The organism is Sphingomonas endolithica, assembly GCF_025231525.1.
Taxonomy (GTDB): domain Bacteria; phylum Pseudomonadota; class Alphaproteobacteria; order Sphingomonadales; family Sphingomonadaceae; genus Sphingomonas; species Sphingomonas endolithica.
Window position 1 is genome coordinate 3,065,338 of the sequence record NZ_CP103057.1, and the last position, 18,546, is coordinate 3,083,883.

Annotated in this window: 17 protein-coding genes; 6 read left to right on the forward strand and 11 right to left on the reverse strand. The window is 64.6% G+C overall.

The window, feature by feature from the left end:
- Positions 1 to 212: 212 nt before the first annotated feature.
- Positions 213 to 1,235 (reverse strand): IS110 family RNA-guided transposase, encoded by a 1,023-nt coding sequence (locus tag NV382_RS14440; protein WP_260597420.1) that lies wholly within the window; start codon positions 1,233 to 1,235, stop codon positions 213 to 215.
- A 324-nt stretch (positions 1,236 to 1,559) separates the two neighbouring features.
- On the opposite strand from NV382_RS14440, the gene NV382_RS14445 reads away from it, so the two are divergent.
- On the forward strand, positions 1,560 to 1,868 hold the full coding sequence (locus tag NV382_RS14445; RefSeq protein WP_260597421.1) for a ribosomal protein L7/L12: 309 nt from the start codon (positions 1,560 to 1,562) through the stop codon (positions 1,866 to 1,868).
- Positions 1,869 to 2,627: 759 nt separating this feature from the next.
- A complete protein-coding gene (locus NV382_RS14450; RefSeq protein ID WP_260597422.1) occupies positions 2,628 to 3,020 on the forward strand; it encodes a hypothetical protein in 393 nt (130 codons plus the stop codon).
- 183 nt (positions 3,021 to 3,203) lie between these two features.
- Here the strand turns inward: NV382_RS14450 and NV382_RS14455 are convergent, their stop codons facing one another.
- Positions 3,204 to 3,797, reverse strand: coding sequence for a class GN sortase (locus tag NV382_RS14455; RefSeq protein ID WP_260597423.1), 594 nt, complete (start codon positions 3,795 to 3,797; stop codon positions 3,204 to 3,206).
- Positions 3,794 to 5,920, reverse strand: coding sequence for a marine proteobacterial sortase target protein (locus NV382_RS14460; protein ID WP_260597424.1), 2,127 nt, complete (start codon positions 5,918 to 5,920; stop codon positions 3,794 to 3,796). The genes NV382_RS14455 and NV382_RS14460 overlap by 4 nt, the downstream gene beginning before the upstream one ends.
- A 170-nt stretch (positions 5,921 to 6,090) precedes the next feature.
- On the opposite strand from NV382_RS14460, the gene NV382_RS14465 reads away from it, so the two are divergent.
- Both NV382_RS14465 and NV382_RS19605 read left to right on the forward strand, forming a co-directional pair.
- Positions 6,091 to 6,861 (forward strand): helix-turn-helix domain-containing protein, encoded by a 771-nt coding sequence (locus NV382_RS14465; protein WP_260597425.1) that lies wholly within the window; start codon positions 6,091 to 6,093, stop codon positions 6,859 to 6,861.
- Positions 6,862 to 7,176: 315 nt separating this feature from the next.
- The gene (locus NV382_RS19605) at positions 7,177 to 7,743 is read left to right on the forward strand and encodes a thermonuclease family protein (RefSeq protein WP_312026747.1); all 567 of its coding nucleotides are present in this window, start codon (positions 7,177 to 7,179) and stop codon (positions 7,741 to 7,743) included.
- Positions 7,744 to 7,875: 132 nt separating this feature from the next.
- On the opposite strand, the gene NV382_RS14480 is transcribed toward NV382_RS19605, so the two are convergent.
- The 3 genes from NV382_RS14480 to NV382_RS14490 are packed head-to-tail and all read right to left on the reverse strand — an operon-like array spanning position 7,876 to position 10,199.
- A complete protein-coding gene (locus tag NV382_RS14480) occupies positions 7,876 to 8,703 on the reverse strand; it encodes an SRPBCC family protein (RefSeq protein WP_260597426.1) in 828 nt (275 codons plus the stop codon).
- A 12-nt stretch (positions 8,704 to 8,715) separates the two neighbouring features.
- Entirely contained in the window at positions 8,716 to 9,237 is a 522-nt protein-coding gene (locus NV382_RS14485; RefSeq protein ID WP_260597427.1) for a hypothetical protein, read from the reverse strand.
- Positions 9,234 to 10,199 (reverse strand): acyl-CoA desaturase, encoded by a 966-nt coding sequence (locus NV382_RS14490; protein WP_260597428.1) that lies wholly within the window; start codon positions 10,197 to 10,199, stop codon positions 9,234 to 9,236. Before NV382_RS14490 ends, NV382_RS14485 begins: the two co-directional genes overlap by 4 nt.
- A gap of 82 nt (positions 10,200 to 10,281) precedes the next feature.
- On the opposite strand from NV382_RS14490, the gene NV382_RS14495 reads away from it, so the two are divergent.
- Both NV382_RS14495 and NV382_RS14500 read left to right on the forward strand, forming a co-directional pair.
- Positions 10,282 to 10,602 carry a metalloregulator ArsR/SmtB family transcription factor gene (locus NV382_RS14495; protein ID WP_260597429.1) on the forward strand — a complete coding sequence of 107 codons (321 nt, stop codon included), beginning with the start codon at positions 10,282 to 10,284 and terminating at the stop codon, positions 10,600 to 10,602.
- Between the two features lie 282 nt (positions 10,603 to 10,884).
- A complete protein-coding gene (locus tag NV382_RS14500) occupies positions 10,885 to 11,673 on the forward strand; it encodes a class I SAM-dependent methyltransferase (RefSeq protein ID WP_260597430.1) in 789 nt (262 codons plus the stop codon).
- A 336-nt stretch (positions 11,674 to 12,009) separates the two neighbouring features.
- Here NV382_RS14500 and NV382_RS14505 read toward each other — a convergent pair whose 3' ends face one another.
- Genes NV382_RS14505 through NV382_RS14525 form a run of 5 tightly spaced genes read right to left on the reverse strand, consistent with a single transcriptional unit; the run spans position 12,010 to position 18,447 of the window.
- Positions 12,010 to 12,711, reverse strand: a complete 702-nt coding sequence (locus NV382_RS14505; RefSeq protein ID WP_260597431.1) for an energy transducer TonB — start codon at positions 12,709 to 12,711, stop codon at positions 12,010 to 12,012.
- A 14-nt stretch (positions 12,712 to 12,725) separates the two neighbouring features.
- Positions 12,726 to 13,442 carry an ABC transporter ATP-binding protein gene (locus tag NV382_RS14510; RefSeq protein ID WP_260597432.1) on the reverse strand — a complete coding sequence of 239 codons (717 nt, stop codon included), beginning with the start codon at positions 13,440 to 13,442 and terminating at the stop codon, positions 12,726 to 12,728.
- Positions 13,443 to 13,454: 12 nt separating this feature from the next.
- Positions 13,455 to 14,861, reverse strand: a complete 1,407-nt coding sequence (locus tag NV382_RS14515) for a DUF3526 domain-containing protein (RefSeq protein ID WP_260597433.1) — start codon at positions 14,859 to 14,861, stop codon at positions 13,455 to 13,457.
- Positions 14,858 to 16,276, reverse strand: coding sequence for a DUF3526 domain-containing protein (locus NV382_RS14520; protein WP_260597434.1), 1,419 nt, complete (start codon positions 16,274 to 16,276; stop codon positions 14,858 to 14,860). The genes NV382_RS14515 and NV382_RS14520 overlap by 4 nt, the downstream gene beginning before the upstream one ends.
- A 14-nt stretch (positions 16,277 to 16,290) precedes the next feature.
- Positions 16,291 to 18,447, reverse strand: coding sequence for a TonB-dependent siderophore receptor (locus NV382_RS14525; protein WP_260597435.1), 2,157 nt, complete (start codon positions 18,445 to 18,447; stop codon positions 16,291 to 16,293).
- Positions 18,448 to 18,546: the final 99 nt, after the last annotated feature.

Genomic DNA, 18,546 nt, shown 5'->3' on the forward strand with positions numbered 1-18,546 from the left:
GCCTTTTGGTGTCGGACGTGTTTGCCGGGGCACGGTCGTCTTCGCGGTCGGCATGAGCCGCCGCATCATGGGGCTTCGCGGGATGGATCTTCCAATGTTCGTTACGCACGCTCCGAGCCGGGCTCGTGATGCAACGTCCGAAGCGGAATGGACCAGCCTACGTCCCGGCAGGGACGCCTCGTTACGCCATCTGGCGCTGTCGAGCTCTTGGGTCAGGCGGCCGCGGCCGTCCTGGTGAACAGTTCGCCGGAGCGAAGCATCGCATGCATGATGACCGCGAGCTTGCGGGCAACGGCGACCGCGGCACGCTTGAAGCCGACCTTCTCGCGGAGCTTCATACCCCAGACCCGCAGATCACTATCGGCGTGGCAGCGGGTAAGGATCACGACAGCCGCCTCATACAGCAGCGAGCGGACATGTGCATCGCCACGTCGGGAGATGTGGCCATCGTAATCCACTTCGCCTGATTGATAGCGCCGCGTGGTCAGCCCGAGCCAGGCGCCCACCGAGCGCGATCGGCTGAAGTTGGCGGGATCCTCGACTGCGGTCAGGTAAGCAGTAGCGGTGATCGCACCGACGCCGGGGATCGACATCAGCAACTGACACTGTTGGTTCCTGCGTGCCTCTGCGAGGAGTTGGCGCCCTAGCTCGGTCGCCTGGATGCGCAGGCTCCGCCACGCCTCTAGCAGAGGCAGGATGATCCGCGCGAGATCGACATGCTCGGCGAGCAGCGAGCGGACGTTCGCCTCGAACTTGCCGCCTATGCCACGTGGTACGATCAGCCCGAACGTCTTCATCAACCCACGGATCTGGTTCGCTACGTCCAGCGTCGCCCGAACGAGCTTGGTGCGTGCCCCAACCAGCGTACGCGAGAGCATGCTGTCGAAGCCCTTGACCCGGACTTCACGGTAGAAGCCGACCTCGGCTAGGTGCGCCAAGCCGTCCGCATCATTGGCGTCCGTTTTGTTGGCGGCCATGTCGAGCGCGGCCTTGGCATGGCGAGCATCGATGCAGATCGCTGGCAGTCCGGCCGCGCTCAAAGCATGGTAGAACCAGACCGAGAGCGGCCCCGTCTCGAACACCACCCGCTCGACTGATGGAGCATGCCTGCGGATCAACGCGGCGATCGCCGCTGGGTCCGACAAGCACTTGCCACGCCAAACACGCTTGCCCCTACGTCGAATGGATACCGCTGTCTCTTTCAGCGAAACATCTAACCCGATATACTCACCCATGGTTGTTCTCCGTGCGATGTATGGGCCCGGCTACCAGTCGTGAGCCCGCGCCTTCATCTATCGGGGAACAGCCACCTTCCGCGCCATCGCTGATCGAGGTAACTCGCTCCCGCAATTACCCCATGTTCGTTAATCTGACCCGTAAAGTCCCAAGGGTACACCTCTCAGCTCCTTCCGCTTACCAGCTCGCTGATGGCGGACGAGAGCCGTGTCGGATACATCGGTATGACTACGTCGCGAGTTCGATTGTGCTGCAGGAACCCCGCGGATCGGCTACCGTCCGATCCAACGCCGCCCCGCATGCCTTCAACAACAGGATCAGCGATGTTTGTGCCACTCCCGATCGTGATTGTTGTTGGCTTCACCCTCCTCCTGATGGTCGGTCTGATCATACGTCGGCGGTCCGAACGCGATCCCCTGTTAGGCAGTCTGCCGCCAGCCGTCGGTTCGAAGCAGGCGATTCCACGGAACGACTCGCCGAGCGCACCATTTGCCGAGTTGCCCCCTGAGACGGAGGCGCAGGTTCGATTGCTGATTGCGGCGGGGCGGAAGATCGACGCGATCAAGCTGACCCGCGACACAACGCGGCTCGGCTTGAAGGAATGCAAGGACCTTGTGGACGCGCTTGGATAACCACACAGGTGACCGCCAGCGGGGCAACTGAACGGGGTCCGCTTCACCAATCTCCGGCCAGCCTCGAGCGATCACATTATCACGCGCTTACGCGGCTCTCCGCTCGGCAGACGAGATCCACTTGAAGCGACCCACAAGCTCTCGAGGGCGTCCCAACAGCAGTCACTCGTTCATCCCGTTTCTACGCGGAACTATGCGATCGAGAATCGCCCACGTCCGACGCTCGCCCCATCAAGGCCGCGACCTCCTCCAGTTGATGAGGTAGCCGAATCCTGGGCCTATCAGGGCCCCGCCGAGCACCCACTCAACCAAGGTCAACGGGCGTTCGTCGGGATCGTGACCAGTCAGAAAAAGGAAGAGGAAGAAAAGCGCGACGCCGCCGAATATGAGTCCAATGGCGGTCAAGAAAGCCTTACGAGAACTTTGCACAAACCCTCTCTTTCGAGTTCCGCCTTTAGACGGCCGGTCATCGACGCAGCAATCCAATAACTACGGCAACCAGTCCGGACCATAAGCGCCCGAAGGTTGCCTCACCACCCGGTTCCTGGGGAGGCGCAATCGCATGCAGGGTCATTGCCGCAACGCGTGCGCCCGGCCGCCGCAAACGTGACGCGCCAGACAGCCGCAGGATTGAGTCGGCGAAACATCGGGTAAAGCCACTGGCGGACGCACCCGTTTTGCCGGTACGCGTTTGGACATGGGCCCGTCCTCGCGAAGGAACGACGAGCCAACCAGTGTGGACAGAAGTGGGAGATTAGTGTGGACCAGCAGCTTCGTTCCTCAACAGTCGCCGAACTCGATCTGGCTCTCGCCCTCTACCGTCGCCTCATCCTCCATCTGTTCGTCGCGGCGGTGCTGTTCATCCCCGTCGCTGTCGGGCTGAGCTACCTTAGCACGGCTCTGTCACCCCCATACGGCGTCATCATCGGCGGAGAGGACATCAGCACTTGGGGCATGCTCGGCATGCTGATCATCATGATCGCGCTGCTGTGGTGGGACGGGCGTGCGATCGCTCGCGTGCTGAATGATCCAGTCGGCTTTCCGCTGATCAGCGGCATCACAGCATTCATCGAAATCGGCCGGCGGGCGCATGCGATGGGCATGGAGTGGAGCGGCTTCTTTGGCCCGCTCAGGCCCAGCAGGAAACGGTGAGGTGTCCGTCCGGCTCCAGGGCGGAAAATTGCAGATAACGTCTATCTAATTCTGCGCTTCCCTGCCCCGCAACTACAAGACCCAGAACCCGACATTCGTTTGATAGGTTTCCGAAAAGCGGTCGTTTGTTCATGCTGATGCAATGATCTGCGCTGGCCCAAGCCCAGGGTGCAGCGACGACAATCAAGCCTCATCCGCATATACGATGTAGCGCAGCGGTCCGCGCGCGATGGCGCCGAACGGATAGCAGGTCGACAGCGCCAACTGGCTAACCGGCGTGTCAGCGAGGGCGAAGCGATCCCAGCGGACGACCGCTGCGCGCGTCACGCGGTAGTGACGGACTGCCCCGTCCAGCGCCTCGACATCGATCACATCGCCAGCGCGGACCCGTTCGAGGAAGCGGAAGTGCGTGTCGCGGTGCGCCGCCAGCACCGCGACACCGCGCGCACCGAGCCGTGCCCCACCTGCCAGCAGCGTCGGCCCGAACGCCATTGCCTGCCCCGACCCGCTGTCCAGCACGATCCGGTCCACGCTCAGCCGTTTGATGCTGATCCGGGCGATCGGCGCCAGGTCCGCCCACGGCCAAGGTTTTTGTGGTGCATGGGTAGCAATGCTGTGGTCGAACGCGCGCTCTAGCAGGATCTGCGCCACGACCGCCTTGGCCGGGACGATCGCGCCGGCGGCGAGGCGAACGACACCGGCGCAGGCGAAGGCGATGCACAGGAAGGTCACCAGACGGCGCCGGAGTACGGGACTTGGCCCTATCAGCCAGATCATGCCGCCCGCCCCTGGCAACGCTGCCACCACAATCCGACAATCCCGGCGAGCAGCAGCGCGAGACCCTCCCACAGCGTGGCGACGAACCCGGTCGCGGTTTGCGGCAGGTCCAGTCCGCGTGCCTGCTCGGCGGCCCGGGCGGCGAGCGTGTTGGCGTTGCGCGCCGCGGCGGCGCCGCTCTCGCCGCCGAACAGCCCGGCAAAGTCCCACCCGGCGGGCAGGTTGATCGGCAGGTCCTCGCGTACCAGGCTTTGACCGGCGGGACGAGTCGGGGTCTCGTCGATCGCCACCAGGCTGGTCTGGCTGGTCACCAGCGAAGCGGCGATGCCGAGTTCGGCGACCTGTTCGTCGGCAGCGTTGGGCTCGATCTTGCCCAAGGTGCGATCCGCTTCGATATCGTCGATCCGCCGCCGCGCCCACAGTTTTGCGATCGCCGGGCTGGGCCTGGCGGTGGTCAGGTCGACGCTTTGGCGCCATGGCGCGCCGCCGATCGTGCCGCTGACGGTCAGCGTGCCCGACAGTCTGGCGGTCTTGCCGACGAGGACGAGCGGTTGCCCGGCATAGACGTCGGGGAGCAGCTTGGGCGTGAGGTCCAGCGTGCCGCCGTTCACGCTTACCTTGATATCCCGCATCGCGGGATGGCTGAGCATGTCGAGCAGGCGCGCGGTCTTGGCGGCGACCTCCTGCGCCGATCCGATATTGGTGTAGGCGCCGCGGCCGAGCGTCGCCATGCGGTTCATCAGGTACGTGTTGGGCGCCGATCCGATGCCGACGAAGAACACGCGCGAGCGGCCGCGATCCTGGCCGAGCGTCGCCAGCATCTCCTGTTCGTTCGATACCTCGCCATCAGTGAGGAAAATCACCTGCCGCAGCGCATTCGGCCCGCCGTTCGCCCCGGCATCGGCCAGCGCGGCCTTCAGCGCCGGCACCATCTCGGTGCCGCCAGTCGCCTCCAGCCCGGCGGCGAAGCGTGTCGCGAGCGCGATCTGGTCGGGCGTTGCGGCGACGCTGTGGGTGAACAACTGCGTCATCGTGTCGTCGAAGCGGATGATGTTGAAATGGTCCTGCGGCCGCAGCGTCTTCAATGCATAGAGCAAGCCGGCCTTCGCCTCGCGCATCGATTCACCGCCCATCGACCCGCTATTGTCGATCACGAACACCATTTCGCGCGGCGGCGTCGCTTGTGTGGCCAAATTGGCCGGCGGCGTGATCGTGGCCATGACATAGGCACCGTCATCGCCCTGCTCGCGGAACAGGCCGATCGTCGGATCGGCCGAGGCGGAGCGCCAGTCGAGCTCGAAATCCCGGTCCGCGGGCACGGTCCCTTGTGCGAGCGTGATCGTCCGTTCCTCGCCCACGCCGGTCACCGATACGCGGTGATAGGGGCTGAGCACATTGGCGGGCCTGAAGCCGGGCGCGAGATGCACGGCGATCGATACCGGGTTCAGTGTGCCGGCCTTGGGATCAAACACCGGGGCGGACGTCACCGCATTGGCATCGGCCACCGCCGCGCCGGTCAGCAGCGTATGCGGCGGCGTGTAGCGAGGGCCGACCACCAGCGGCAGGCGCAGTGAGAAGGCGCCGTCCAGTTCGCGCACCGGCGCCTGATATTCGATGCTGATCAGCACGGTTTCGCCCGGGCCGACATTGGCGACGCTGTTGGTGAACATGTTGGGCCGCTGCTGCTCGACCAGTCCGGCTTTCTGGCCGCGCGCCTTGGCCTTCTCGTATAGGGCGCGGGCTGCCGCGCGGCGCTCGATCCGGCCGACGATCACGCGCTGGCCGACCACCATCTTCAGGCTGTCGACCGCGCCCTCGTCGGGGAGCGGGTAGAGGTAGACCGCTTCCATCCAGTCGCTGGACGTGTTGCGGAACGCCTGCGTCACGCGGACGCGGGCGATCGATCCGGTGATCGTCACATCCATGTCGGTGCCGAGCCGCACAGCGGGCGGCGTCGCGCTGCTTTTCAACCCGCGCAGCATCAGCGTGCCGGCGCCGGGGCCGTCGTCGTCGATTTGCGCTTCGGCGGCCGGGGCGCCAGCCCAGGCGGCGGTCACCACGGGCGTGGTCGCGAGCAAGGCGATGGCGGGGATCAGGGTGGAACGGGTGGACAAGCGAGACATTGCGGGGCTCCATCTTCGGTGAGAGCCTTGTCGTTATGCGCAGCCGATGCCGGACAGCCACGAGCAAGATCGACCTCTTTCCGCCACGCGCCGCCGTGCGGTGCGCGCGTGTCCGCGCTGCGCGGGCACGCCGTGTTGGTATGTGCGGATTTGTCCGGTAAGGAGGCACGATGCGCGACGACGACCTGATCGAGACGGAAAGCCGCGCGGTGGGGCAGCGCGTGCGCGAGGAGATCGCGCGCCGCCGCCTGTCGCGCCAGGCGCTCGCCGACATGGCGAGGATCAGCCTGTCGACGCTGGAAAAGGCGTTGGTCGGCACGCGCCCCTTCACGCTCGCCACGACGCTTAGGATCGAAGCGGCGCTAGACCTGATGCTGCGGCCGTCCGCCCGGGCGACGATCGCCCCTGCCCCCGACACCGCGCCGGAAAGCATGGGCGCCTATGCCCGGTCGGCCGTGCGCTGGGTCGAGGGGCGCTATCTCACGCTGCGCCCGAGCTTCGGCACGGCTGGCGCGGTCTATGCCTATGTCACCACCGTCCGCTGGCTCGACGAACAAGGCCATCTGGCCTTCGCCGAGTCCGAACGGGTCGACGCGCGGTTCGAACAGAGTGGCAACGTCTCGATGCCCAACCTGTCGGGCTATATCTATCTGGTCACCAACACGCTTGGCCAACACCGCCTGATGATCCTGGCGCGGCCGAACGCCCAGGCAATTCTCTACGGCTTGCTGACCACGTTACAGTCGGGCCAGGGCGCACAATTGATCCCCGCGAGCTGCCCGGTCGCCTTGCGCAAGGTGGCCGCGAACGAGACGCCGGCGACGGGGCTGATCGCGCCAGGTACTGCGGAATACGTAGCATACAGCGAGATGCTCGGTCGAGCGATCGGCGAAGACTTCGTGCGGTTCCACCCGATCGGCGCAAAGCACAACGGCTCATAAAAGCCGCGGCGCGGCGAATGCCCGGGACAGCCCTTCGGTGGTCTCGGATGCTATTCCGACCCAGTTGCAGACACTCAGCCGCGTATCGATTCTCTCCGCAACCAGACATCCATTCACGTGGGCGTATGGCCCAGCCGGGCGTATGGCCGGCCGGTACGCGAAATCGACCGCTTCCAAACATCGGACCTAACCGTCCCCGCAATCTATGTCGTTTCCTGCGACCCGGGAGGGGCCAGCCAACCCTCCTGGCTTACTTATGCGGCTCGTCCGGCACATCACACGTCCCGTTAAGACCGACCTGCCAGTATCACCATTATGTTGTTCCTTGCGCTCGCCTGCACACTGATCGCTGTTGACGGCGATACCCTACGCTGTGGTGAGGAGCGAATTCGCCTGATCGGCATCGATGCGCCCGAATTGCCCGGCCACTGCCAAGAAGAGCGGAGTTGCGCTCCCGGAGACCCGATGGCGTCAATGGCGGCACTGGCAGCTGCATCCCGTGGAATGGTGGAGATCGACCGCCAGGGTTACGATCGCTACGATCGCACACTGGCTCGGGTGCGGGTCAATGGCGTAGATCTGTCCTGCGCGCAGCTTGCCGGCGGGCACGCAATTTACCGTTCTGACTGGGACCTGCTCGGTGAGATCGGGACGGAATGTGGTATCGCCAAGCCGCTTAAAGGTGCTCCGAATTCATCTCGTCGGACAAGTTTCCGCGCCACTCGTCCAGCGCCACCAGCGACGGGGGCAGGCTGGAGCTATCGCAACTGTGCCGAGGCTCGCCGGGCTGGCGCCACTCCGTTGCGGCGCGGGCAATCAGGCTATGGCGCTCACATGGACGGGGATGGGGACGGCGTTGCATGCGAGCCGTTCAGGCGATAGCTGATCTGATCGTCATCGCTTAGGCATGGCCGCAACCCGCCGTTAATTGATGACGTCCGAAAGTCAGTAACGACCCACAAACCGACATTCCGGGCCGCTTATCCGGTGCCCAGCTTCGGACGTTCATTCAGGTCAGCGGGCGACTGGATTACGCTCTGCCTTTATTCGAACGTCGTCTAGAACTCGCGACAAGTTGAGGCGGATCGCCAGCTGCGCGATCGGTTGCCAGTAGAGTACTGGGTCGATGTGCAGCAGGTGCACCGACGTGATTCCTAGCCGATTGCCGCCGCTAGGTAGCGGAATGAGCGAGAAGGGCGTTTCGCCGGTATCGAAGTATTCCCTGACGTGCGGCGCATATACGCGGCGGTATGGACTCATCTCTTCCATCGCTGGTGGCTGGCGGAGCACCACGAACGCGAGGCGACGGCCCGGCACCCACTGGGTGACTTGCTCACGGGCGATGCCCGTCGAAAACTCGCCCAGTCGGATCGCCCCGACGCCGGCCCCGAGCAGACGCCCTCGAACCGGATAGGCGAGGCCCGTCGCACCGATGAGGCCGGGTCCGACAGCAATCGGTGCGCTGCTGGTGAGTGCGTCCCATACCGCGGAAGGCGGTGCATCGATGTCGATCGTAGCCCGGCCGGTGATGGGCACAGCAGGTGGTATCGCGGCCTCGATCGCGAAAAGAGCAGGGAGGAGGGCCACGCCCATCAGCGGCTGGTTCCCGGACTGCCTCGTCCGCGCAATCGCTCGCCCTATTGCGCCGCCGATCATCGCCGCGACCGCGCCGAGCGGGGCCGCGAGCAGAATGCACATTGCGCCTTCAAGCGCGAACATCACCAATGCCACCGTGCCGAGCGCCGCCGCCGCCAGCACGACGAGGCGAGTGCGGCCCGAGCTCATGACGGTCCGCCGGTTCGCGAGAAACCCTGTCGTGATCCCGACGAGCAGCGGCGTCATCACGAAAAGGCCCTAGCCGTAAGCGCTGAACGTCACCGCCGATACAAGCACAGCGGCCACGATGATGGTGACGCCTGCGAGCACGCCCTGCACGACGTGCGCAACATCCGTCCCGGTCTCCAGCTCGCTCTCCGGCACGGTGTCCGAGCCGATCCGCTTCCGCGCGTTGGAGAACCGCGGTAGCAGGGCAAGGAGCAGGATCGCCGCCGCCTGCACGCCTGGCACGATCGCCAGCGCGGCAATCAAGTAGCCCTTGCCCGACCATCGAGCGCGCCGGAAGGACAGCAGCGCTAGCCCCCAGGCAACCAGCAAGCTGAACGCGAACGTCAGTGCCGCCGCCCCTGCCGAGAGGTTCGGCATCAATGCTAGCCGGCGGAGTGGCAGCACCCAGAAGTCGGTGTCGACGACCAATGGCCAGCCCCCCAGCTGGTACGCAAGCATCACAGCAAGATGCTGCGACGCCAGTAGCGCTGGTGCTGTAAGGGCATAGGTGACCGGCGCGGTGCGGCCCCCAAATGAGGTGAGCCTTGTCATGCGCTCAGGCCTTCGCCGTTAACAGTCGAAACGCCCGACACGTGAAGGTTCGCCGGCCCGACGTGGGTCAGCGCCTTTCCCCGCGCTAGATGCTCGGGGAGCACGATGCTCCAGGCAAGGCCTAGACGCTTCAGCAACAGGATGAACGCGTAGCCCCAGTCGCTCTGACCCGGATAGAGCCCGATCCGCGCCGAGCCCGGAAACGCGTGATGGTTGTTGTGCCAGGCCTCGCCCATTGTCGGGATCGACGCCCAAGGTACGTCGTGCGCCTGGACGCCAGCGTCGGCCACCAGCCAGCTCTGCGGCCCGGTTCGATGCGCCAGATGACCGACGAACCAGTGGCCAGTAACCGACGCGGTGACACGGACGCATACGCCCCATACGACCCAGCTCCAGCCGCCTCCCGCAAACAGCAGCAGCGCGATCGGAAGCTGCTGCGCCATCCAAGTCGCCTCCAGAAACTGGTAGAACCGATCGCAGCCTACTCGCCCCAGGTTGAACACCGGTGGATGCGCCAGCTCGAGCCGGCAATGGAGTTGCCACCACCCATCGACCAGCGGTCTACTGCGGTGGGCGAGATAATCATGACAGTCAGACTGCCGCTGCGCCCAGTCACGCAGATCATGCGTGCGCACCATCGTCAGCGGCCCACTCATGCCGACGCACGTGCCTGTCCAGACGAGCGTGCGCTCCAGCCACAATGGGCAATCGAAACTGCGATGGATTAGCCGGCGATGGAAGCCGACGCTGTGGCCCAAGAGCAGCGTGGCGCCGGTCAAAACCACGAAGACCAGCAGCCCGGTCCAGCTAAACAGGATGGGTGCGAGGAGCAGAGACGCGGCCATCATGCCGCCGTTCCAAAGGGAATGAACCGGGTCCCAGCGCACCGCTCCCGCGACGGGACTACATCCCGGTGTCTCGACCAACGTGTTCACGTTGCAGCGATCATGATCGTGACTCATTCAGGCCCTCCTAGTAATTAGCTCACGGCTTAAATACACGATCAGACTTGTCAAGCGGTTAGCTTATAGCTTAATTGCCGGTATGCAGAAGGTGTTTGAAGCCCTGGCGTCTATTCCGCGCCGCAAGATCCTCGCGTATCTCGCCCACGCCGAACTCAGCGCCGGGGAGATCGCGTCGCGTTTCGAGATGTCCAAGCCGGCAGTGTCGCAGCACCTGTCGGTGCTGGAGAACGCAGGCCTGGTCAGCAGCGAGAAGCGTGGGCAGTTCGTCTACTATCGACTGGTGCCGGATAATCTGACCAATACGCTGCACGGCTTTGTGCAGGAGGTTTGCCCAGTATCACGACCTCTAAAAGCCGAGAGTGCCGAGGTAGCGCGGGAACGGGTTCGAACCCCTGATTAGGTCACTTACGGTGGCACAAAAGTTGGTCGCGTAGACCCACAATCCGCCACTCAGGGCAGGTTTGCCGCTACCCAACTTCCGACGCTTGTTCATCTTGGGAACTACGACCGGTTTAATATCCCAACGTGCCGACTGTGCGCCGCAGGTCGGCAACTAGCCGTCAGGCGCTTCTCGAGCGAGCAAAGCGAAGAGCGGGCGTTCACAATGTGATGTCCACCTTTGGCGGTCGCTCTGCCGGACTAATGCACTTGGCTTGCGCGGAGCCTTCGGTATGATGAGACAATGTCTCACGCACTTCTGCGCTCCGCGCCCAACCCGGCCAATGCTCCCAGCGCCCACTTCTTCGGCGGCATCGGCATCACTACCGGTGCGCGGGTGCTTGATGTCGGTTGCGGCAACGGTGACCTCACTCGGTATGTGGCTGAGCTTGCCGGACCAGGCGGCAAAGTCGTCGCGATCGATCGAAGCGAACAGGCGCTGGCGATGGCGCAGAAGATCGACGCGCACTCGGGTGCCGCGCAGATCGAGTACCGGGCGGTCGATCTTTCAAGCGACTTGCCCGACCTAGGCCGTTTCGATGCAATCGTCGGGCGTCGGGTGCTGATGTACCTGCCGGATGCCGCCACGACCCTGGAGCGGTTGGCAGCGCTCGCCAACCCAAACGCGGTTCTGGCGTTTCAGGAACACGCACGTGCCGGCCTCCCCGCGGGACTTGGGAATCTCGCGTTGCACCGTCAGCTGTACGATTGGAACTGGAGCACGGTTGCAGCGGAGGGAGGCGATGTGGGGTTGGCGCTCCGGCTCGCCGAACTGATGCAGCATTTGGGGCTCTCCGTCGAGGACGTGCGCGGCGAGGCCATATTGCTCCATCCTAATCAGCCCTCCTTCCTGCCGGCACTCACGCAGGCGATGTTGCCGCGAATAGTTGAGCGCGGCATCGCTACCGTTGAGCAGATCGATTCCGAGACGCTGGCGCAGCGGATCGCGGACGAGCATCACGCCGTTGGTGGTACGATCGTTTGGGACCTAGCCTTCTTAGTCGCGGCTCGCGTCCAGTCGGTCTCCCGTTGAAACGTTCGCATCAAGGCGGGTGAGGGCGCGAGCTAGACGATGGACTTTGGAGCGTGACTGGGCCGGAAGCTTCGCCCCGACGACCCCAGTGCCGGACATTCGCGAACGCATGAGCACTTCCCAACACCGGCCGCTGGTTCAGGTGGGGCTGGAGCTGGCCGCTGACTGTCGGCTTTCAGATTCAATCAAGGCATACTGCCATTCTAAAAGCGTCACGGATTGCGCTCGCCGCCTGATGACAATGTCTGGCGGAAAGTAGCTGGCGTTGTCCACGGCCTGATGGATCATCAATGGCTCCGTGGTCGCTCACATCCGCAAAGCTCGACGGCAAATCCGTCACCTGCGAGTGAGCACGAATGGTATCTCTACAATACCGTGCGCGCTCACGGCTTTGCCTGCCTGTGTCGCGGGTTGGAAGCGCCAGGACCTGAGGATATTCAATGCTGCCTGATCGAGGCGGATATGGCCGCTGCTGCGAGCTATATTGACGCTGGCGACGCGGCCTTGCGATGTCACCTCGACGCTGAGCACGACCGTGCCCTGTTCGTGGAGGCGGCGGGACTCCAGCGGATAACGGGGTGCGGGGTTGTCCAATCCAGCGGCGAAGGCGTCAGGTGGGACGATCGGCGCTGGTAGAGCCGATGCCGGGGCAGCAGTGAATGCGGGCGCTGCGGCAGGCGCAGGTGAACGTTGAGACGCGTTCGTGGCCAGGGACTGTTGCGGCGCGGACGCAGTCGCCACTTGGGGAAGTGGCTGCGGTACCGGCACGATCAGCGGCGGGGAGACAATCGGCGCGACCGATCGCGGAGTGGCCGGCGTGGGCAGGCTGTCGGGCGATGATGCCGGTGGCGCTAGCGCGATCAACTCCATGACGAGGGGTGCTGTTCGTGCTGGCGGTGCCGCGTCGACGACTAGCAGTCGGGCCAGCACTGAGACGAGCGCGACATGCAAGGCAGCGACCGCGATCAGCATGGGCAGACGTTCCGATCGCTGCGGCTGATAGCGCTCCTGCGTTCCGAGTAGCGTGTGATCTGACATGCGGCCGAACTTCGTCAGGCCGCCGCCCGGCGGCCCATCTCTTCCAGGTAGAGGTCCTCCAGTTCGGCGGCGGTAATGTCGGCGGCGACGACGACGCGTTGCAGCCGTCCCTCCCGCATCAGCCCGATCCGGGTACCGACTTCGCGCGCACGGAACAGGTCGTGTGTGACCATCAGCACCGCAGCACCAGCGTCACGCTGGCGGACCAGCAGGTCATGGAAATCCGCCGACGCCTGCGGGTCCAGCCCCGACGTGGGTTCATCGAGCAGCAACGCGCGCGCACGTTTGGCCAGCGCAAGGGCGACTCCCACCTTCTGCCGCATGCCCTTCGAATACCCCGATGCACGGCGATCGATCGCCTCCGCCGGTAGGCCGGCTTGCAATAGGCATTCGCGCAGTCGAGCGGCGGAACCATCCTCGATGCCCGACAATGCCGCGAAATAGGCAAGGTTCTCGTGTCCCGTCAGGTCGCCGAACAACGCGATCTGCTCGGACACATAGAGAAGCTTGCGCTTGGTGCCGACGGGATCAGCGCGGACATCGACGCCATCGACGCGCGCCTCGCCCGACGTCGGCTCCAGAAAGCCAAGGAAGAGGTTGATCGTGGTCGTCTTGCCCGCGCCGTTGGCGCCGAGCAGGCAGATGATCTCTCCGGCGAGAACGGTCAGGTCGAGGCCGTCGAGCGCCCGATGTGTGCCGAAATCCTTGGTGAGCGCGATAGCTTCAAGCATGTGAATTGTCCGTCATGAGCCGATGAAGCCGGGTCGGCGGAGGCCCAGCGCCGCGATGGCGAAGGCGAGCGCGCAGCAGGCCGAGATTGCGACAAGGTCGAGCGCCAGCATCTGTCCGCTCGAGCGCTCGACAAAGGTAAAGCGCGGCAAGCCGCCATCGTAATCGGCGAGCGTCATCAGCCGATCGCGATCCATCCAGTCGAACGCCAGCGCGCGCGTGGCGGCCGCAAAAGTCGTGGCCTGCGTTTGGAAGGCGACCGCGCGATCGGCGTCGGTGCCAGCCAGACGATCAAGCGCGTCCTGCGCCACCACCGCGGGCGAGACGAAACGCGCGGCGTTGCCCGCCCCCCGCCGTGCAGTGTGCGCCCGAGCGAACGCGGCATGGATCGGCGCCAGTCGAGCATCGCGCTCGCCGATTTCGCGCCGCTGGTTCCACAACAGCTCGGGATAGGCATGCTCGGCTGATGTAACCGCTGCTCGCGACGCCGCAGCGCTTGCCGCTGCGAGGTTGCGCGCGCGTACTGCCAGCCCCTCGGCACGGACATCGTTGGTGTATTTGAGCGCGGATGGTGGCGGCGCGAGCAGATATGTCGTGGTTGCCGCAAGTGCCGGAAGCAGTAGCACGATCACGAGCCAGGCCGTGCCACAGGCGAGAGCCGCCGCGGTCGAGGTGCGTGCAAACACGTTCACGGCAAGCGCGAGCAGCACCCAGAAGGCGCCATAGACGAGGACGACGACCGCAAAGCCCGCGAGCCCCCGCGGGTCCCGACTACTCGACAGACCGAGCAGCAGCGTGGCAATCACTGTCATCGGCAACAGCAGGACACCGCCACGAATGCCCGCGCGCAGGGCAAGCAGCGCAAGCGGGCGCACCGGCTGGGCAAGCTGCAACCGCGCGCTGCCACTCTCCCGATCGCGCGCCCAGAGATCATAGGTGCCGGCGAGCAGCAGCAGCGGCAGCAGGAAGACAATCACGAATGCCAAATCGAACCGTCCGGCATTCAGCACCGCCGGACTTTCCAGTCCGGTCCTGAAGCGATCGAAGATCGTCGCGGGATCGATAAAAGGTTGGATCACCGCCGCCGCGGGATAGGTCTCCGCCTGGCCTACCGACAAGGCGGCGAGTGGAGCATTAGGAAGGCCAGCGCGAAACGGAAGCGCCGTGGCATAGATCAGCCCGAAGGCAGGCTTCTCCCCTGCGGCGACCTTCATAACGAAATCGGCGCGGCGCAGCGCCATCGTCTCGTCCGCCTCGTTCACTGCCGTGGCGATGGTTGCGGCGCGGGTCGAGGCCCAGCGTGCGCCGCCGTGAACAGCGTAGGCCGCAAGCAGCGCGAAGACCACGATCAGCGCGGCGACTGCACGGTCGCGAAAGCTGCGCTTCAACTCGAGCCGGGCGATTGTGTGCAGCGGACTCATTCCCCCGCCCTCCGCAGTCGGCGGCTTGCAGCGAGCGCGAGCAGCGTCGCGAACAGCGCCCATGTCGCCAGGATCGCCAAATCGGGCAACTGCCGAAGCACGACCGTCGACAGCGGCTCGGGCCGAGGCGTGAACCGCGCATGCTGCGTGATCGCGGCGACATTCGCCATATATGGCGTATCGAGCGTCTTGCGGTTGCGGATGATGTCGCGATTGAGGCGCTGTACCAGATCGAAGCGGTAGCGATCGGCCTCTTCCAGCAGCCTGCGATGCGCGGCCTGATCGCTGCGCGCGAGCGCCGCCGACAGCGGCTTCATCGCCATCATTGGCGAGATAGCGGCGAAGGCACGGGCGATCCGAGCCTGTGCCGCATATCCACCGTAGAGTGCGTTGAAATAGCGCCGGTAGATCGAGGTTGACAGCGCCTCACCATGCAAGAGCGAGATGCCGCCGAAATCCACCGGCAGGTCCTCGACCTTGTTGACGCCATAATGCTTCAGCGTCGCCGCCTTCAGCCGTTCCAGCCGCGCGTCCATAGGGTCATGGCCGCTCGGCCCTTTCCGCACCTCCTCAGTCACCGCAGCCTCGAAGGCCGGGCCGGAAAGCGTCGGGCGGAGGCTCTCGGCGATGGCAGGCGCAATACGGGGCACGAACAACGTCGCCACAGCCCAGAAAGTCAGCAGCGCCACTAGCGCCGTACGGCCGGATGGCAGCGCAGCGGAGGCTGCCAAAGTCAGTGCCGCGAAGATCAGGAGGTAGAATGCATAACCCGCACTCATTAGCAGTAACGCAGCCACGTCGGACACAGCGCCACCCGAGACCAGCACCGCGACCAATCCGGTCGCGAAGACGATGGCGATCACCAGCAGGATCATGCCTGCCAGCCCGATCAGCCTTCCGGCCAGGAGAACTGACGGCGCGGTTCCGGACGCCAGTTCCTGCTTGAGCAGCGCGCGCGAGCCGTCCCCCGCAAAGGCGGCGAACCCGGCGAGAATCACGAGCAACGGCGCGAGCACCTGGAGCATCGTCGCAGGCGTAAGCCCGGAAAAGCGATCGAGTGCGACCCCACCATCGATCGCACGAATGCTCGCGGGGTTCTGCGCGTGCGCCTCCAGCCGCAATGCCGAGCCCAGTTGAGGCAGCAGCCCGGGATCGAGCGCCGCCAGCGGCGAGCGGGGCTTGTAGATGTATCGCCCGAAATGAGCCGCGCCATGCGGGTTGGCGTCGCCCTGCAATGCCCAGACCCGCGCCTCCTCCGCTTGCGCGACCGCCCGCTCCGCCTCCCGTGCCACCGTGCCGGCAGCGCCCGTGGCGAGCACCGTCAGCAGGACGATGAGCAAAGCGCAGCCGAGAATCGCAAGCCGGCTGTCGCGCACCAGCAATCGCCATTGCTGGTGCGCGACGACCGGGATCATGCTGGCCGCCATAATCAATAGCGCGCCCTGAGCGTCACCAGCACGTTTCGTGGCTCGCCATAGAAATTGTAGGTGTTGAGCGATCCGATCCGCGCGTAATATCTGCGATCGAACAGGTTGTTGACCGATGCGAAAAGCCTGAGCCCATCGTTGAAGCGGAAACCGCCCTGCCCATTAGCGATGGCGAACGCCCGCTGCTGGCGCACGCCGGTCGTGTCACCGCCCAGGACCTTGCTCTGCGCGTTCACGCCGGCCGCGGCGAAGACCCCGCCGAGTGCTGGCGGTTCGTAACGGATATAGCCCTTGAACAGGTGACGCGGCTCGAAGGTGTCGAAGATCGCGCCGGTCTGCGCCGCCGTCCCCAGCTCAAACTCGGTCTTGAGGTTGGTGTAGCCGAGATTGATGTCCATGCCTGCAACGGGGCTGCCGGCGACCTCGAACTCGAAGCCCTTTATGCTGACTTCACCGGCGGGCAGGAAGAAGCCGGTAGCACCAGCATCGACGAGCGCGCGGTTCTTATCCTTGCTGCCGAAGACCGCAGCGCTGGTGTTGAGCTTGCCATCCAGGAAGCGGCCCTTCAGCCCGGCCTCATATTGCGCGCCGACACGCGGATCGAGTGCCGTCCCGTCACGCTGCAGCTGGGACTGGGGGATGAAGATGTCGGAATAGCTGGCATAGGCGGTGACGTTGCCGGTCAGGTGCAGCACCGCGCCGACGCTGGGCGTAAACTGCCCCTTCTCCTGCGAGCTTGTCTTGTACGCGGTTGGCGTTGAGGGCGCGACGTTCCTGCTCTTGTTGGTGTAATCGCTGATCCGCCCGCCGATTACGATGGTCAGCGGCTTCAGGATGTTGAGCCGCGCCTGCGCGTGGAATCCGCTCTGCTCGACCACACTGATGGAGCCGGTGGCATAGGGATCGAGCGGCAGCGGGACCACCTCCGGGTTGAAGATGGAGACATTGCGCACGGGCGTGCCGTTGAGGAAGTAATTGGTACCGTAGCGCCGGTCGTAGCTGTAGCCGACCGTAAGTTCGTGCGGGCGCCCCAGCAGGCTGAACGGTCCCGTCGCATAAGCATCGAGCGCGGTTTTGTCGCCCTCACCTTCCGCCCGACGGCGATTGTATGTGGCGGTCAGCGTCTTCGGGTCGACGCCAGTGCCAGGGCTGACAAAGGCGTCAGTGTAGAATTTCTCACCATCGCGCTGCAGGCCGCGCACGCGTAGCGACCAGGCGCCGACCCGCTGTTCGACCTCGCCGGCATATTCCACCGTGTTGTCCTTGAACAGGTTCCAGCTCGGCAGGTGCTGGAACGAGCGCGGGAAGTTCAGGAACTGACCGTTGCTGAAGGCGGGTTGGCCATTTTGCGGCGTGTGCGCCACATTGTCCTGATACGTCAGCGAGGCGCCGATTGTTGTGGAGGGCGTCACATCGAAGTCGATCGCACCATAGGCGACGAGCTTTTGCGTGTTGGATTTTTCCTGGAAGAACTCGCGATCCTGATACGTGGCGACCGCGCGTACTCGCAGCCGTCCGGCCGCATCTACCGGCCCGCCGACGTCGAACTCGCCGCGATAGTTGTTCCACGATCCCGCCGACAGTGCGGTCGCGACGGCAAATTCCGAAAGCCCGCGCTTCCGCACTAGGTTGATCGTGCCGCCGGGCGAGCCCGAGCCGCGGAACAGGCCGGTCGGCCCGCGCTGTATCTCCAGCCGCTCGTAGATCGACAGGTCGAACTCCTGCACACCCGACGAGAAGGTCGACGGTATACCGTCATAGGCATAATCGAGCACGAACCCACGGGCGCGATAATCGGGGTTCGATCCGTCGAACGGCATCACCGTTACTCCGGTCACCTGCTGCACCGCTTCGCCAATCGTGAAGAAGTTTCGGTCCTCGATCTGCTCGCGCGTTACCACGCTGACGGATTGCGGAATGTCGATTAGCGCCGTCGGCGATTTGCCCGCGACCGAGGCTGCCTCCGGCGCGTAGGAATCGTCTATTTCGCTCGCGGTTACCGTGACGCCGCCGAGCTTACGGCCTGTGGGCGACGAGTTTTGTTCCTCGGCCTTGTTCTGTGCCGCGGCACCCGACGCCGCGAGCGAGGCGATCACTGCGGTGATGCCGATTCCACTCCGGGACGCTGTGCGCGCACGGCCAATCTTCGATGTCGTCATTGCTTTGCCCCTTAAACCCGGGCGCTCGCTATCGTGTTCAATGTAATAATACAACATCTCTCGATCGGAGCGTTGGCTCGTCGGGGCTTTCTGTCGTCA

What these genes read in the sequence shown, in the direction of transcription:
- NV382_RS14440 (WP_260597420.1), bottom strand. Translation starts at nt 1,235, where the DNA reads ATGGGTGAGTATATCGGGTTAGATGTTTCGCTGAAAGAGACAGCGGTA.
- NV382_RS14445 (WP_260597421.1), top strand. Translation starts at nt 1,560, where the DNA reads ATGTTTGTGCCACTCCCGATCGTGATTGTTGTTGGCTTCACCCTCCTC.
- NV382_RS14455 (WP_260597423.1), bottom strand. Translation starts at nt 3,797, where the DNA reads ATGATCTGGCTGATAGGGCCAAGTCCCGTACTCCGGCGCCGTCTGGTG.
- NV382_RS14460 (WP_260597424.1), bottom strand. Translation starts at nt 5,920, where the DNA reads ATGTCTCGCTTGTCCACCCGTTCCACCCTGATCCCCGCCATCGCCTTG.
- NV382_RS14465 (WP_260597425.1), top strand. Translation starts at nt 6,091, where the DNA reads ATGCGCGACGACGACCTGATCGAGACGGAAAGCCGCGCGGTGGGGCAG.
- NV382_RS19605 (WP_312026747.1), top strand. Translation starts at nt 7,177, where the DNA reads ATGTTGTTCCTTGCGCTCGCCTGCACACTGATCGCTGTTGACGGCGAT.
- NV382_RS14480 (WP_260597426.1), bottom strand. Translation starts at nt 8,703, where the DNA reads ATGACGCCGCTGCTCGTCGGGATCACGACAGGGTTTCTCGCGAACCGG.
- NV382_RS14485 (WP_260597427.1), bottom strand. Translation starts at nt 9,237, where the DNA reads ATGACAAGGCTCACCTCATTTGGGGGCCGCACCGCGCCGGTCACCTAT.
- NV382_RS14490 (WP_260597428.1), bottom strand. Translation starts at nt 10,199, where the DNA reads ATGAGTCACGATCATGATCGCTGCAACGTGAACACGTTGGTCGAGACA.
- NV382_RS14495 (WP_260597429.1), top strand. Translation starts at nt 10,282, where the DNA reads ATGCAGAAGGTGTTTGAAGCCCTGGCGTCTATTCCGCGCCGCAAGATC.
- NV382_RS14500 (WP_260597430.1), top strand. Translation starts at nt 10,885, where the DNA reads ATGTCTCACGCACTTCTGCGCTCCGCGCCCAACCCGGCCAATGCTCCC.
- NV382_RS14505 (WP_260597431.1), bottom strand. Translation starts at nt 12,711, where the DNA reads ATGTCAGATCACACGCTACTCGGAACGCAGGAGCGCTATCAGCCGCAG.
- NV382_RS14510 (WP_260597432.1), bottom strand. Translation starts at nt 13,442, where the DNA reads ATGCTTGAAGCTATCGCGCTCACCAAGGATTTCGGCACACATCGGGCG.
- NV382_RS14515 (WP_260597433.1), bottom strand. Translation starts at nt 14,861, where the DNA reads ATGAGTCCGCTGCACACAATCGCCCGGCTCGAGTTGAAGCGCAGCTTT.
- NV382_RS14520 (WP_260597434.1), bottom strand. Translation starts at nt 16,276, where the DNA reads ATGATCCCGGTCGTCGCGCACCAGCAATGGCGATTGCTGGTGCGCGAC.
- NV382_RS14525 (WP_260597435.1), bottom strand. Translation starts at nt 18,447, where the DNA reads ATGACGACATCGAAGATTGGCCGTGCGCGCACAGCGTCCCGGAGTGGA.